Origin of the sequence: Acidobacterium capsulatum ATCC 51196 (assembly GCF_000022565.1) — a bacterium.
GTDB classification, from domain to species: domain Bacteria; phylum Acidobacteriota; class Terriglobia; order Terriglobales; family Acidobacteriaceae; genus Acidobacterium; species Acidobacterium capsulatum.
In genome coordinates this window covers 3406033-3419284 of the sequence record NC_012483.1, presented here as the reverse complement: position 1 = coordinate 3419284, position 13252 = coordinate 3406033, and the positions used below count along the sequence as shown (strand labels likewise).

At 60.5% G+C, this 13252-nt stretch carries 13 protein-coding genes; 6 read left to right on the top strand and 7 right to left on the bottom strand.

Going from position 1 to position 13252, the window contains the following annotated elements:
* Positions 1-90: 90 nt before the first annotated feature.
* The 5 genes from tsf to ACP_RS13995 form a co-directional block, all read right to left on the bottom strand.
* Complete coding sequence (gene tsf / locus ACP_RS14015) at positions 91-753, bottom strand: translation elongation factor Ts (protein ID WP_041840347.1); 663 nt, start codon at positions 751-753, stop codon at positions 91-93.
* A gap of 188 nt (positions 754-941) precedes the next feature.
* The gene (gene rpsB, locus ACP_RS14010) at positions 942-1847 is read right to left on the bottom strand and encodes a 30S ribosomal protein S2 (protein ID WP_015897996.1); all 906 of its coding nucleotides are present in this window, start codon (positions 1845-1847) and stop codon (positions 942-944) included.
* Positions 1848-2004: 157 nt separating this feature from the next.
* Complete coding sequence (rpsI, locus tag ACP_RS14005; RefSeq protein ID WP_015897995.1) at positions 2005-2400, bottom strand: 30S ribosomal protein S9; 396 nt, start codon at positions 2398-2400, stop codon at positions 2005-2007.
* 22 nt (positions 2401-2422) lie between these two features.
* Positions 2423-2857 carry a 50S ribosomal protein L13 gene (gene rplM / locus ACP_RS14000; RefSeq protein ID WP_015897994.1) on the bottom strand — a complete coding sequence of 145 codons (435 nt, stop codon included), beginning with the start codon at positions 2855-2857 and terminating at the stop codon, positions 2423-2425.
* Between the two features lie 369 nt (positions 2858-3226).
* Positions 3227-4855, bottom strand: coding sequence for a DHA2 family efflux MFS transporter permease subunit (locus ACP_RS13995; RefSeq protein ID WP_015897993.1), 1629 nt, complete (start codon positions 4853-4855; stop codon positions 3227-3229).
* A 116-nt stretch (positions 4856-4971) separates the two neighbouring features.
* Here ACP_RS13995 and ACP_RS13990 point away from each other — a divergent pair, with 116 nt between their 5' ends.
* The 3 genes from ACP_RS13990 to ACP_RS13980 all read left to right on the top strand — a co-directional run bounded on the left by ACP_RS13990 (position 4972) and on the right by ACP_RS13980 (position 6929).
* Positions 4972-5646: a TetR/AcrR family transcriptional regulator gene (locus ACP_RS13990; protein WP_015897992.1), complete on the top strand. Its 675-nt coding sequence runs from the start codon at positions 4972-4974 to the stop codon at positions 5644-5646.
* A 30-nt stretch (positions 5647-5676) separates the two neighbouring features.
* Positions 5677-6189, top strand: coding sequence for an NUDIX hydrolase (locus ACP_RS13985; protein ID WP_015897991.1), 513 nt, complete (start codon positions 5677-5679; stop codon positions 6187-6189).
* Between the two features lie 86 nt (positions 6190-6275).
* Positions 6276-6929, top strand: a complete 654-nt coding sequence (locus ACP_RS13980; protein ID WP_015897990.1) for an ankyrin repeat domain-containing protein — start codon at positions 6276-6278, stop codon at positions 6927-6929.
* Here ACP_RS13980 and ACP_RS18365 read toward each other — a convergent pair.
* On the bottom strand, positions 6926-7102 hold the full coding sequence (locus ACP_RS18365) for a hypothetical protein (protein WP_015897989.1): 177 nt from the start codon (positions 7100-7102) through the stop codon (positions 6926-6928). The genes ACP_RS13980 and ACP_RS18365 overlap by 4 nt on opposite strands.
* Positions 7103-7196: 94 nt before the next feature.
* On the opposite strand from ACP_RS18365, the gene ACP_RS13975 reads away from it, so the two are divergent.
* The 3 genes from ACP_RS13975 to moaA all read left to right on the top strand — a co-directional run bounded on the left by ACP_RS13975 (position 7197) and on the right by moaA (position 9409).
* Positions 7197-7478 (top strand): hypothetical protein, encoded by a 282-nt coding sequence (locus ACP_RS13975; RefSeq protein WP_015897988.1) that lies wholly within the window; start codon positions 7197-7199, stop codon positions 7476-7478.
* A gap of 2 nt (positions 7479-7480) precedes the next feature.
* Positions 7481-8317, top strand: coding sequence for a glycoside hydrolase domain-containing protein (locus ACP_RS13970; protein ID WP_015897987.1), 837 nt, complete (start codon positions 7481-7483; stop codon positions 8315-8317).
* A gap of 63 nt (positions 8318-8380) precedes the next feature.
* The gene (gene moaA / locus ACP_RS13965; protein ID WP_015897986.1) at positions 8381-9409 is read left to right on the top strand and encodes a GTP 3',8-cyclase MoaA; all 1029 of its coding nucleotides are present in this window, start codon (positions 8381-8383) and stop codon (positions 9407-9409) included.
* Between the two features lie 130 nt (positions 9410-9539).
* Here moaA and ACP_RS13960 read toward each other — a convergent pair whose 3' ends face one another.
* Positions 9540-13133, bottom strand: coding sequence for a TonB-dependent receptor domain-containing protein (locus ACP_RS13960; protein WP_148215168.1), 3594 nt, complete (start codon positions 13131-13133; stop codon positions 9540-9542).
* Positions 13134-13252 lie beyond the last annotated feature (119 nt).

The window sequence follows — 13252 nt, the reverse complement described above, 5'->3', positions numbered from 1 at the left end:
CCATACATCACGCCATCGGGCCAGACGGGGATCCGCCAAACGCAACAAGGCCCGGCACATGGCCGGGCCCTGCATCACGTTGTACCGCGATTACTCTTCGCTGGCGGCTTCTTCGCTCACCTTGACCTGCGCGACCGTCCAGTTGGGGTCGCCGACCTTGAAGCGCGCGAAGCGGCGCACGGTGATGTTCTCGCCGAGCTTGCCGACCTTCTGCGCGATGAGGTCCTTGATCGAGAGGCTCTGCTCCTTGATGAAGGGCTGCTCCAGCAGGCAAACCTCCTCGTAGAACTTGCTCATCTTGCCTTCGACAATCTTCTCCACAACCGGAGCCGGCTTGCCGGTGGCCGCCGCCTGCGCGCGGAAGATTTCCTTCTCCCGTTCCAGATCTTCGGCCGTCACATCTTCCGGACGGATGTAGCGCGGATCGGTCGCCGCGATGTGCATCGCGATGTCCTTGAGCAGTTCCTGAAAGTCTTCGGTGCGGGCGACAAAATCGCTCTCGCAGTTCACTTCAAGCAGCACGCCAATCTTGCCACCGGCATGAATGTAGGTGCCCACCGCGCCCTCGTTCGTGGTGCGCGAAGCCTTCTTTTGCGCCGAGGCCATGCCGCGCTTGCGCAGAATCACAAAGGCCTCTTCCATGTTGCCCTTTGACTCCTGCAGCGCCTTCAGGCAGTCGCCCATGGGCGCGCCTGAATTGTCCCTCAGCTCCTTGACGAGCTTTGCATCAATCTTCTCACTCACTGTCGACATCTCCATCCCTTTGGACGCTTTTAGCTTCTCCCGCCGCCTTCGGCCCGCGGGAAAAATCTCGCGATCTCAGACTAACAATTGCCCTGACACACAGAAAGCGTGGCCTGTAAAAACTGCAGCCACGCTTCCCGAAGATGACCCCATTGCATGGGGCTTGCGGGCAGCCGCCGGCGGCCACCCGCAGCTACTTAAAGGCTCTCGGCGGCCTCGGCCTCATCCAGCGCGTTGACCACGGCGGGCGACTTGCGAATGCCGCCACCCAGAGCGGCCTCCAGATCGACATCCTCGGTCTCGGCGGCAGCTTCGGCTACGGGGGCAGCAACTTCCGCGGCAGGAGCTTCCTCGCCCTCGGCCACAGCCTGCACATCCGTGTTGACGCCCTCCATCTCGGCGGCGAACTGCTTGTCGCCGACCATCTGCACGCCCTCGATCACCGAATCGGCAATCTTCGAGGTGAAGAGGCGGATGGCGCGCAGCGCGTCATCGTTGCCCGGAATCACGTAATCCACCACCGTCGGATCGCAGTTGGTATCGACCACGGCGACCACGGGAATGCCCAGCTTGCGGGCTTCCTTGACGGCAATCGCTTCGTTGTTCGAGTCCACCACGAAGATGGCATCGGGCAGGCGGCGCATGTTCTTGATGCCGGCCAGGTTGGCCTGCAGATGCTTGCGCTCGCGCTCGAGGCGAATCACTTCCTTCTTGGTCAGCAGATCGTAACGGCCGTCCGTGGCCATCTCATCGAGTTCCTGAAGGCGCTTCACCGACTTCTGCACGGTCACCCAGTTGGTCAGCAGACCACCCAGCCAGCGGTTGTTGATGTAATACATCCCGCAGCGGTTCGCCTCTTCGGCGATGGCGTCCTGCGCCTGGCGCTTGGTGCCGACAAACAGAATCACTTTGCCCTGCGCGCACATGTCCGTGACGTACTTGCTCGCGTCCTTGAACATCTTGAGCGTCTTCTGCAGGTCGATGATGTAAATGCCGTTGCGCTCGCCGAAGATGTACTCCTTCATCCGCGGATCCCAACGCTTGGTCTGATGCCCGAAGTGAACACCTGCTTCGAGCAGCTCCTTCATGGTGATGTTGGCCAAACAGCCTCCTTTTTGATCTGCATTCCGGGGTCGCCGGAATTGATTCCCCGATCAGGGAAGATTTACGTCCTGAACATCTTGAAGTTGCCAGTGATCAGTTGGTCAGTCCCCAGCAAAACTGAGGACTGGCCAACTGCGACAGACAACCGCAAGCGCATTAGCGCTTGCTGAACTGGAACCGCTTGCGTGCGCCCTTCTGGCCGTACTTCTTGCGTTCCTTGGCGCGGGCATCGCGCGAGAGCAGGCCTTCCGCCTTGAGCGCCTTGCGCAATTCGGCGTTGAACTCGATCAGAGCGCGGGCGGAGCCCATCTTGACGGCATCGGCCTGCGCGGCCACGCCGCCGCCGGAAACCGTGGTGACCACGTCGAAGGTCGAGAGCATCTCGGCCACGGCCAGGGACTTCTTGGCGGCCGCGCGCTGCTGCTCGGTGACGAAGTAGGTCTCAAAGGGCTTGCCGTTGACGACGAATTCCCCGCTGCCGGGGCGCAGGAAGACGCGGGCGATCGCCGACTTGCGGCGTCCCGTTCCGTAATACTGAATCAAATCTGCCATGAATCCTCGGTCTCTCTAAAACTTACGCGTTGATCTCAAGCGGCTGGGGCTGCTGCGCGGCATGCGGATGCTGATCGCCCTTGTACACGTTCAGCTTCGACGCCATCTTGCGGCCCAGTTTGGTCTTGGGCAGCATGCCCTTGATCGCCTCTTCCACAATCTTTTCCGGCTTGCGCTGCAGCAGGCGCGTGAACGACTCTTCGCGCAGGCCGCCGGGGAAGCCCGTGTAACGGCGATAGACCTTCTGCTGGCTCTTCAGGCCGGTCAGGCGAATCTTCTCCGCGTTAATCACGATCACGTGATCGCCCATGTCCATGAAGGGCGTGTACTTCGGGCTGTTCTTGCCGCTCAGCACGCGGGCCGCTTCGGTGGCGAGACGGCCCAGCGTCTTGCCGCTGGCGTCTACTACAAACCACTTCCGGCTAATGTCATGCGAGCTCGGAAAATACGTCGACATCGTTCGATCTCTCCTCGGCACGGGCTGCCTTTCTAGAGCAAATCCGTGTAAAACCACGCCCGTTGCCCGGGCCTGAACCACTGTTGAACCCACGCCAGATGGCCCCGTGAGGCCTTCGCATCACGGCATTGCCCTGCTCATCGCGTCGGTAGGCGCAGCCTTCTCCAGAAACCGTCTTGGCCGGTTGGGGCCAACTTTTCCCAGAGCGCTTGGGATTCCACTTTTCCCAGCCTGCGAACAACAACACAGGCGGGCAGACGGAAGTCTGCGCAAGGACTTTAGAATACGAGAATTTTTATGGAGAGTCAACGAAATCGCGCCTCCCGGAAAAAGAGGCATCCCTGACCAGCAAGGCACACAGGCCGCCGCTCAATGCCCTTCCGGAGCTTTTCCTCCCGCCCGGAACGACCGGGTCAAGAGCACCAGCGGGGCCGCAATCAGGGTCAGTATCCCCATGACATGAAAACAGTCCATAAAAGCCAGAAGGCGTGCTTGATCCTCAAGCCTCTGATAATAAATGGCATTTGCGTAATGCAGAGCATCCCCGGGGCTCAATCCACGTGCTGCGAGATACCCGGCCATGCGGTGAACCGCCTGCTGCAGCCAGAGCGAAGGGCCCGTCAGGCTCGCCCCCAGCACGGCTTGATGGAAGTTCTGGCGGCGCTCGGTCATGGTCGTGATGAAGGCCACGCCGAAGCTGCCGCCCCAGTTTCGAAAGAAATTGGTGATGGAGGAGGCGCGATTGTTCTGATCCGGGCGCAACTGCGAATACGTGATCACCGAGAGCGGAACGAAGAAAAAGGCATATCCCAGCCCCTGCAGGGCGCGCGCCCAGGCATAGTGGTCGTAATCCGTCGCCAGGTTGAAGTGGCTGTAATACAGAAACGAGAGACCAACCGTAATCAGCGCGAAGAAGAGCAGCGTACGGGCCGCGACGATGCCGCGCTGCACCAGTTGCGCACCTACGGGAGCGAGCATGGTGATGACAAAGGCTCCCGGACCCAGCACCAGTCCAGCATCGGTGGCGCGGTAGCCATAAAGCGACTGCAGCAGTTGCGGAATCATGGTCGTCGAGCCGAAGAGCCCAAAGCCGAAAAGAAAGTACAGAAAGGATGCGATGGCAAAATTGCGGCTTCGAAGCAGGTGCAGATCAATGATGGGATCTTTCTGCCGCAGCTCCCACACAATCGCCGCCACCAGGCACGTTATGGCGATGCTCAAGGCCCAGCAGATGAACGTGGACCCGAACCAGTCGTCGATCTGGCCGCGATCCAGCGTGACTTCGAGCGCGGCAGACCCTATCCCGATCAGCGCAATGCCAACCCCATCGATCCGCAGCTTTCCCGCGATACGGGCCGAGCGGCGTTCCTCCTGAAACTGCGGAGGGTCATGCACAAAGCGGTTGGTAAGAAAGAGTGAGAGCAAGCCGATCGGGATGTTGATGAAGAAGACCCAGCGCCAACTGAAGTTGTCCGTGATCCAACCGCCCAGAACCGGCCCAATCGCCGGCGCGGTCACAATCGCGACGGTATAAAGCGCGAACGCGGAAGCTCGCTTGTTCGCCGGAAAGGTATCGACCAGAATGGCCTGCTCCACAGGCGCAAGCCCGCCGCCGCCGATGCCTTGAAGAATGCGGGCAATCAGGATGACGTTGAGGCTGGGAGCAATGCCGCAGAAGAACGACGTCACCGTGAAGAGCGCCACACAGGCCATGTAGTAAGTCTTGCGGCCAAAGACCCGTGACAGCCACGCCGACATGGGCAGTACCACGGCGTTGGCCACCAGATAGGTCGTCAATATCCAGGTCACCTCGTCGTAAGAGCGCCCCAGGCCACCCGCAATATAGGGCAGCGATACGTTGGCGATGGAGGTATCCAGCAGCTCCATGAACGTCGCCAGCGTCACGGTCAATGCGATCACCCAGGGATTAATCGCCGCACGGGCCGCCAGCTTCTTGGGCGCCAGAGTCTCAGGTAAAAGCGTTGCGGTGGCGGCCATGAACTCTCCGGTCTCGATAAAGAGACCGATCAGTCTCTTTTAGCATCAGATTCAATAAAGAAGAGACCGATGCGTCTTTTTTTGAGTGCGCTATGCTGTTGGGCGAGGAGAACCGCATGAACAAGGGCGAGCTGACGCGTCAACGGATCGTGGCCACGGCCGCGCCATTGTTCAATCAGCGGGGATTCGCCGGCTGCTCCATGCAGGACGTAATGGAGGCAACAGGACTCGAAAAGGGCGGCATTTACCGGCACTTTGCCAGCAAGGAAGAACTGGCCGCCGAGGTCTTTGAGTACTGCCTGGCGCAGGCCGTCAAGCTGCGCAGCGATGGCGTTGAAAATATAGCCGGCGCAACGGACAAGCTCCGCTACCTCATCAGCAAATTTGTGGACGAGCCTTCCCCGCTGCCGGGCGGATGCCCGCTTCTGAATACCGCCGTGGATGCCGATGATGGAAATCCAGTGTTGAGGAAGCAGGTGCGGCAGGCCTTTCAGGACTGGAGAAAGCGGTTGACTGGCATTTTGGAACAGGGCATCGCCGCCGGAGAGATCGACCACGAGGTCAGCGCCCGGCAGATGGCAAACACCATCATCGGCACGCTCGAGGGAGCGCTGATGCTCAGCCGCATCGAAAAGTCCCGAGAGCCTTTGCGCGATGCGCAGCGCTCACTCGAGACACTGTTGAACACGCTGCGGGCGCAGCCCACGCGCTACCAAAAAACTGGCGATTCTCCCAGCAGCCAGCGCATGCGTCTTCCGGCTACACGCAGGCCGGGCAGAAAAGCTCTTTGACGTAGAGTAAGGAACGACTCTCTCTCTCGTATGGCCAGACCATCTCAAACTTCACGACCACCGCGCTCCCAGAAGCGCAGCGCAGGCCTGCTGCTCTACCGCCGCCACAGCGCGCTTGAGGTCTTTCTCGTGCATCCGGGCGGCCCCTTCTGGACGCACCGCGACGCCGGTGCCTGGACCCTGCCCAAGGGCGAACTGCTCCCAGGCGAAAATCCGCTGGCGACGGCGCAGCGCGAGTTTCAGGAAGAAACCGGCTTCGCGCTTCCCTCCCGCAGCCCGGACGACTACCTGCCCCTCGGCACCATCCGCCAGTTGAGCGGCAAGCTCGTCCATGGATGGGCGGCTGAAGGCAACTGCGACCCCGCAGCGCTCCAGAGCAATCTCACCGAGGTGGAGTATCCGCCCCGCTCCGGCCGGAAGCTCACCATCCCCGAGGTCGATCGCGGCGCATGGTTCACCATGCCCCAGGCGCAGGAGAAGATTCTGCCCGCACAGGCGCTCTTCCTCACCCGGCTCGAAGAGACCCTGGCCCGCCATAGCTGATCGCACCGCCGCAACACAACGCCGGCAACGCGCACCACAGCCGTACAACAACCACCAGTGCTACCATGTCTCTCCGGAGGCGAACCATGACCCATCCGGTGGCAGTCTTTGAAATGATGCAGCGCGGCAATGCCGAGGCCCTCGCCGCCGCCCTTGCCGATCACGCCCAAATCGCCGAAGCCCGCAACGAGCAGGGCGCTTCCCTGCTGCGCATGGCCATCTATCTCAGGCAGCCCACCATGCGCGACCTGCTGCTGCCCTACTTTCCTGAGCCGGACATCTTCGACGCCGCCAGCCTGGGCGACACCGCCCGCATGGACCAGCTCTTCGCGCAGGACCCCTCGCTGCTCGCCGCATACTCCGGCGACGGATGGACACCCCTGCATCTCGCTGCAGCCTTTGGCGGCGCGGCTGCCGTCGAGTGGCTGCTCGATCACGGCGCGGACGTACACGCCTGCTCTCACAACACACTCGCGAATCAGCCGCTGCATGCCTGTGTCGCCATAGGCGGCGGCCCCGATGCCCTGCGGGCGCTGCTCAATAGCGGTGCGGACGGAAATGCCACCCAGCAGGGCGGCGTGACGGCCCTGCATCTGGCGGCGGCCAATGGCGACGAAGAAGCCGTGCGGATACTACTGGTCTCGGGCGCTTCCAAGACAGCGCGCAGTGACGAAGGCAAACTGCCCGCCGAATATGCGCGCGAGCGGGGCCATGCAGCCGTGGCCGCGCTGCTGGCCTAATCCTGCTGGTTCAGAATCTCCTTGAGCGTGGGCTTGTGCTTGCGCTCCTGGCGGCTGCCGCGCGGCTCGGCATCGAGCACGCGCTCCGGCTTCGGCTGGCCCACGCGCTCTCGCGCATTTGCCTTCACCGCAGCCACCTTTGAGAAGACCTGCTTTTTCCCTTTCTTCGCCATAACAGGTCTCACCTTAGCACCGTTCCCGGTGCGTTCGCGTGAAATACTTGAGGAGAGGCGTAAGCCTGAGTCTTACAAATTCTGGAGTCCAGCCATGGAAGAGCGCGATTTCTTCGACGAGAAACAGGAGCAGCGCACCCACACCCTGACCTGCCCCCACTGCGGCCAACCGGGCGAGTACCAGCTTGGCTGGCTGGTGCGCCGCAAGAAAAACTCTCTGCCCCGGCACGCCGATGAACGCGACCGCGCGCGCTTTGCCAAGGCGCAGTCCTATATGGTGCGCCGCGACGACATGGTGGCCTGCCAGAACGTCCGCTGCCGCAAACGGTTTGAGGTCGCCGGCATCCAGTCGGTCGCCTTCCTGCAGTCGGCCTGAGGATGCCACGCCTGCCCACGCGCAGAGGCAAGGGAACGCTCGCCATCGCCCTGCTGCTGGCGCTCTTCGCCGGAGCGCCAGCCCAGGCCCACGCGGCCAAAAGCTACCTTGGCTTTGACCAGAACCTCTACCCCGGCGATGCCGCGCTCCCCATCCTGCGTCACGACTTCTCCTACACCGGCTACTGGCTCAACCCTCCACCGGGGATGAAGTCAAACCCCTGGACCGGCAAACGCGCCACGCTGCGGCAGGCTGGCTTCGGCTTCCTGATTCTCTTCAATGGCCGGCTCGACCACGAGTTGCGCCAGTCAGACGCCGCCACACTCGGCGCAAAGGACGCAGCCAAGGCCGTCCGCGCCGCACGGCACGAGGGTTTCCCGCCCCATGCGCTCATCTTTCTCGATATGGAAGAAGGCGGCCGCATGCTGCCTGAGCAACTGGCCTATATCGGCGCGTGGCTTCAGGGCGTGCGCGCCCAGGGCCTGCGAGCCGGAATCTATTGCTCGGGCATCGAAGTACCCGACGGCCCCGGCAAAACCATCTCGACCGCACGTGATCTCGCCGAACACTTCCCCGCCACCCCTTTATGGGTCGCCAATGACGCCTGCCCGCCCGCGCCCGGCTGCGTGGCCCGCGCTCTGCCCCCCTCGCAAAGTGGATTTGCCTCGGCACTCGTCTGGCAATTCGCGCAATCGCCGCGCCGCCGGCAATTCACCTCGGCCTGCGCCCAAACTTATGCCCGCGACGGCAACTGCTACGCGCCACAACTGCCTCACTCCCTGTTGACCGCCATCGATCTGAATACCAGCGCCTCGCCCGACCCCTCCGGCGGCCGCTAAATCTCGCATCGCCAGAAGCCGTGCGGCAGCCCGTGCATCGAATGGAGTAACGTTAATTCACGCATGCTTCCTACTGCCCCCATTTCGGCGAACACGGCCACCCGGCTCCGGGACACACACGGCCGCGCCATCACCGATCTGCGCGTCTCCATCACCGACCGCTGCAACTATAAGTGCGTCTATTGCCGCACCGGCACCGAGGGCGCGCAGTTTGCCGAGCTGCCCATTGCGGACTACCTCCGCCTGATTCGCATCTTCGTAAGCCTCGGCATCGAAAAGGTGCGCCTCACCGGCGGCGAGCCGCTGCTGCGGCACGGGCTGCTCGACCTGCTGCGGGAACTGAAGCCCCTGCGCACCCTCGACGGCGCGCCGCTCGACCTCGCACTCACCACCAACGGGCATCTGCTCGCCTCCATGGCGGAGCCGCTGCGCGAGGCCGGCCTGCAGCGCGTCACGGTCAGCATGGATGCCGTCGATCCTGATACTTTTCATCGCATCACGCGCGTGCCGGGCAGCTTTGAGCAGGTGCTGGCGGGCATTCGCGCCGCAAAGGCCGCAGGGCTTGAGCCCGTCAAGGTCAACTGTGTGCTGCTGCGCGGCTTCAACGATGACCAGGTTGTGCCCTTCGCAAAATTCTCCCGCGAAGAAGGCGTCATCGTGCGCTTCATCGAGTTCATGCCGCTCGAAGAGGACCGGCTCTGGACACCCGGCGTCGTCGTCTCCCTGCGCGAGATTGTCGATCGCCTGCAAACCTTCCGCCCCGTGCAGCGCCTCGTCCCCAACGCCGCCAGCGAGACCGCCGTGCGCTACACCTTCGACGATGGACTTGGCGAAATCGGCATCATCGCCCCGGTCTCGCAAGCCTTCTGCGGCCACTGCAGCCGCGTGCGCCTGACCTCAGACGGAAAGATCCGCACCTGCCTCTTCTCCCAGTCCGATCATGACGTCTACGGCGTGATGGAGCGCGGCGGCAGCGACGAAGACATAGCCGAGTTCATTCAGCGCACCATCCTGCACAAAGAAGCCCGCCACCACATCGGCGAACCCGGCTTCCTCAAGCCCTCCCGCAGCATGGTACACATCGGCGGCTAGCCCGGCCCCGATGCCTGCGCTCAATCCGTCTGCAACCTCCGCGCACTCACGCCGCAAAAAATCGATGTCGCGCCGCCGAATGAAACATCTCATCCAACGGCACGGCATCGCGCTTTGTAAGAACGGCTAGCTACCAGGTGAGCTTGGCAGAGAGCTGAGTCTGTCTTGGCAAATTACTTTGCCCCCATACACCGCGCAGAATCAGGCCGAACGTCGAATCGTTCGTGCTGCCGTCCGGATTCTCCGCCCAGTCGGGATGATTCAACACATTGAAGGCATCCACACGAATCTGCAGCTTGAGATTTCTGACCAGCGCAAAGTTTTTCGACATATTGGCGTCAAACTCCTGCGAGCCCGGAATACGGATGCCGGAGAAGACCGTGTTCGGCGTCTTTCCGTAATTGGGTACCTGCTGAAAATCCGCGCCCTGCGGACAGGTGCCACTGTAGGAAAACGGCAGTTGCTGCAAGACATATTGCCCGTTGCTGTTCTCCTGGTACTGCTCGGCACACGCCGCGACGACACGGATGAACCCGGTGCCTTGCTGTATGTGCCGCGGCACCCACGCATTGTGCAGATACACCTCGTTGGGATTGCCGGGAATCATCCAGGGAGCCCCGGACTGATAGATGTACAACCCAGCCAGCTCCCAGCCGCCAAGAAACACGTCTGCCACGCGGTTCTCGTTGCCGAGAAACTCGCGGCCACGGCCCACCGGCAACGTATAAACACCTGAGAGCGTGACGCGGTGAGTGAAATCGTTCGCATCGATGCTCCGGTAGGGAACACGATACGTCTCATCCGTCCAGCCGCCGGAGTCCATGGTCTTGGACCACGTCCAGGTACCATGCAGCACAAATCCGCCGCTCCAGGTATGCATGGCCGTCAACTGCAGTGCGTTGTACCAGGTGTGCGAGTCATTCAACTGATACTCAATCACATCTCCAAACTCAGGAAACGGACGGGTCAGATCCAAAGCGCTGATGGTCGAGGCGCTGTAGTCGCTCGACCCCTGAAAGCCATTCACGCCCTTGAACGGATTGCTGACGTTGTTATTGCTGCAATTCTCAATGCGGCCGCCTTGTTGCGGATTGCACGTGACATAGGCCGCCGCATTTTGATGGTTGATGTTATCGCTGCTGTCGCCGTTGAAAAGCTGTGATCCCACGTAGGCAATATTGACGATGTTATTTCTGAGAAATTGATGTTGAATTCCGAGTGAGTAATTCCAGAAGCTCGGGGTTCTGTAGTGCGGGTTCAGGAACCACGGCCCCTGGCCCAGCATCTCCCGCATCCCGGCCGAAGCGCCCGCCGGCTGCACCACCGACGAGTAGGGATTGGATATCGGATTGGCAAGATTGGGATACGTGCATCCCGGATGATCCGGATCACACGCAATGTAGCTCGTACTGGCGCTGAAGCCGAAGGTGGAAGGCGCATTCTGCGGAGCGCGCATCGACTCTCCAAAGCCTCCGCGAATCACCGTCTTGTCATGAATGGCGTAAGCAAAGCCGACGCGCGGCTGGATATTGGTGAGATCCAGTTTGTAAGGTGCGCGCGGCGCTCCATTCACGCCCAGATAGGTGACGCCACCCAGAATCCGGTTATATCCGGGGACGGAAACCTCGCTGTTGATGGGGTTCACCGCAGTGGTGTCAAACGCGTAGTTGCCACGATTGTGCCGCTCGGTCTCAGCGGGCAAAAAGTCCCACCGTATCCCGAGATTGAGCGTCAGCTTGCGGCTCACCTTCCAGTCATCCTGCACAAAAGGAGCCCAGTAATGCGATGACCAGAAGGTAGGCACGTTGATCGCATCACTGCCCGAGGTGGGATTGCCAAGCAGCAACGACGCGATGGAATTGCCGCTTGCAGGATCCCATGATCCGCAACTGCCGCAATTGAACTGCGTCCAGGTTCGGTCAATCCAGAAGTTATTACCGCCCGGAACGATGTTGTCCGCACTCTGCATGAATCGCACGTCGAGGCCCATGTTGATGGTCTGCGTATTCTTGACCCATGTAAGAGAGGGCAGGAGGGATAGCTGGTTGCTGATCGTCTGGCCATTGCTGTCCGTTCCCATGCTCGCGAACTCACTGATGTCGAGATAGGGGAACTCCTTCTGTGCCGCCGGCCCCATCTCGGCAAGCTGCTGTGCGCTGTACCCAAGATTGGTGGGGTCATACTGCGGGCCGTTGAAAGTGTAGTCCGCGCGCACACCTACATTCGCCCGGAAATTGAAGACCAGATTCGGAGTAAATACGTGTGTCTCTTCAAAGGTGAAGGTGTTGCTGCGCTCGCCATGCGGCAGTTGACCCTCCTGCTCCGGCCCGGTGAAGCCATCAAAGCTGCGATGCTCCTCGCGCTCCCAATAGCCGTACAAAATACTGAAGCGGTCATTCGGTGAGATCACCTCATCCCACCGCGCCAGCACATTCCGGTAGATGTCAGTGTCATTGCCCGGCACCGTGTAGTTGTTGGCGAATGGATTGGAACCTCCAGGAGGAGCCGTGTTCGGACTGGGATAAAGGGAGATAATCTTCTCCGCCATCGGATTGATACGCGACATTGGGATCACGTTGCGCGCACTCGGATTCACAGGGTCGCTGGGTCCAAACGCGTCGCGTACCCACTGCCCGTTCGCATTCTGATGAATCGAGAGAGGGTCATAAATAGTGATCGGCGAATATCCCGACCCGTTCCAATACACGAGATTGGAAAAGTCGCCTGTCTTCCACTGAGGACTCGGGACCGACTCGGTGATGGTATTGGGTTCCACCTCGTTGAAATTCTGATACACGATCGTGAAGAAAGACTTGTTTCTTCCGTTATAGAGTTTGGGAATCAGCACCGGGCCACCAAAAGATCCTCCCCACTGATCCCACTTCATATCGGGGGTCGCGTAAGGCCTCGTATCCGTGCCTGGCAGCGCGGTGTGAATGTCATAGTCGTTCTGCCATGTATTGGCATCCAGCCAGGTCCGCCGGGCAAACTCATACACGTCGCCGTGAAAGTCGTTTGTTCCTGACTTCAGCACCACGTCTTCCACACCGCCGGCAAACAACCCGTACTTCGCGTCATAGGGATTGGTGATGATCTTGAATTCCTTCACCGCATCCGTTGGGGGCACATAGGCGATCTTCGCCTGGCCTGAATTGTTCGTGCTCGCGGCTGAATTGGTCACACCATCCAGCATCAAGGCGGTATTTCCGCCTCCCCCGCCATTCACGGATAGATTCGCCTGCGTATCGTCAAAGGGCCGCTGCCATTGCGCGGAACCAGTCCAGATAGCGCCGGCCATCAATGTCGACAGCATTCCGGGATCGCCGCCATTGAGTGGCAACTGCGTCACCCGTTCCTGTCCAACAACTTCCCCCTGATCGGCCCGTCCCTTATCCAGCAGGGCCTGGTCCGCGTTTACGGTAACCGTTTGCTGGGTCGCGCCAACCGCCAGCGAAAAGTTGATCACCGCCGTTTTGCCAACCTGCAGATTAATGTCGATTTTGTTTTCTATCTTGAAGCCCTGCGCCTCGGCCGAAACGGAATAGTGCCCCGGCGTCAGGTAAGGAACCGTATAATTCCCAGCCGCAGTTGTGATGGTCTGCAGATCAACGCCCGTGTCCTGGTTATGAACGGTGATTTTTGCGTGCGGAATTACCGCACCGCTCTGGTCGGTCACCAGTCCCGTGAACTCCTGCCCGAAGGCAGCCGCAGTGCCCAGGCTCATGAGAAGCAAGAGAATTTGTATGATCTTTCGCAATTTCTGACCTCAATAGTTAGTGATAATTTCCGGACTTTTATGTAAACGCTTGCATTCACTCGCAAACGTTTTCTCAAATGCATCGC

Bases quoted from the DNA above. Each gene is read 5' to 3' on its own strand.
- moaA (WP_015897986.1), top strand. From the start codon at position 8,381: ATGCTTCCTACTGCCCCCATTTCGGCGAACACGGCCACCCGGCTCCGG.
- rpsI (WP_015897995.1), bottom strand. From the start codon at position 2,400: ATGGCAGATTTGATTCAGTATTACGGAACGGGACGCCGCAAGTCGGCG.
- rplM (WP_015897994.1), bottom strand. From the start codon at position 2,857: ATGTCGACGTATTTTCCGAGCTCGCATGACATTAGCCGGAAGTGGTTT.
- ACP_RS13960 (WP_148215168.1), bottom strand. From the start codon at position 13,133: ATGAGCCTGGGCACTGCGGCTGCCTTCGGGCAGGAGTTCACGGGACTG.
- ACP_RS13970 (WP_015897987.1), top strand. From the start codon at position 7,481: ATGCCACGCCTGCCCACGCGCAGAGGCAAGGGAACGCTCGCCATCGCC.
- tsf (WP_041840347.1), bottom strand. From the start codon at position 753: ATGTCGACAGTGAGTGAGAAGATTGATGCAAAGCTCGTCAAGGAGCTG.
- ACP_RS13990 (WP_015897992.1), top strand. From the start codon at position 4,972: ATGAACAAGGGCGAGCTGACGCGTCAACGGATCGTGGCCACGGCCGCG.
- ACP_RS18365 (WP_015897989.1), bottom strand. From the start codon at position 7,102: ATGGCGAAGAAAGGGAAAAAGCAGGTCTTCTCAAAGGTGGCTGCGGTG.
- ACP_RS13995 (WP_015897993.1), bottom strand. From the start codon at position 4,855: ATGGCCGCCACCGCAACGCTTTTACCTGAGACTCTGGCGCCCAAGAAG.
- ACP_RS13980 (WP_015897990.1), top strand. From the start codon at position 6,276: ATGACCCATCCGGTGGCAGTCTTTGAAATGATGCAGCGCGGCAATGCC.
- ACP_RS13975 (WP_015897988.1), top strand. From the start codon at position 7,197: ATGGAAGAGCGCGATTTCTTCGACGAGAAACAGGAGCAGCGCACCCAC.
- ACP_RS13985 (WP_015897991.1), top strand. From the start codon at position 5,677: ATGGCCAGACCATCTCAAACTTCACGACCACCGCGCTCCCAGAAGCGC.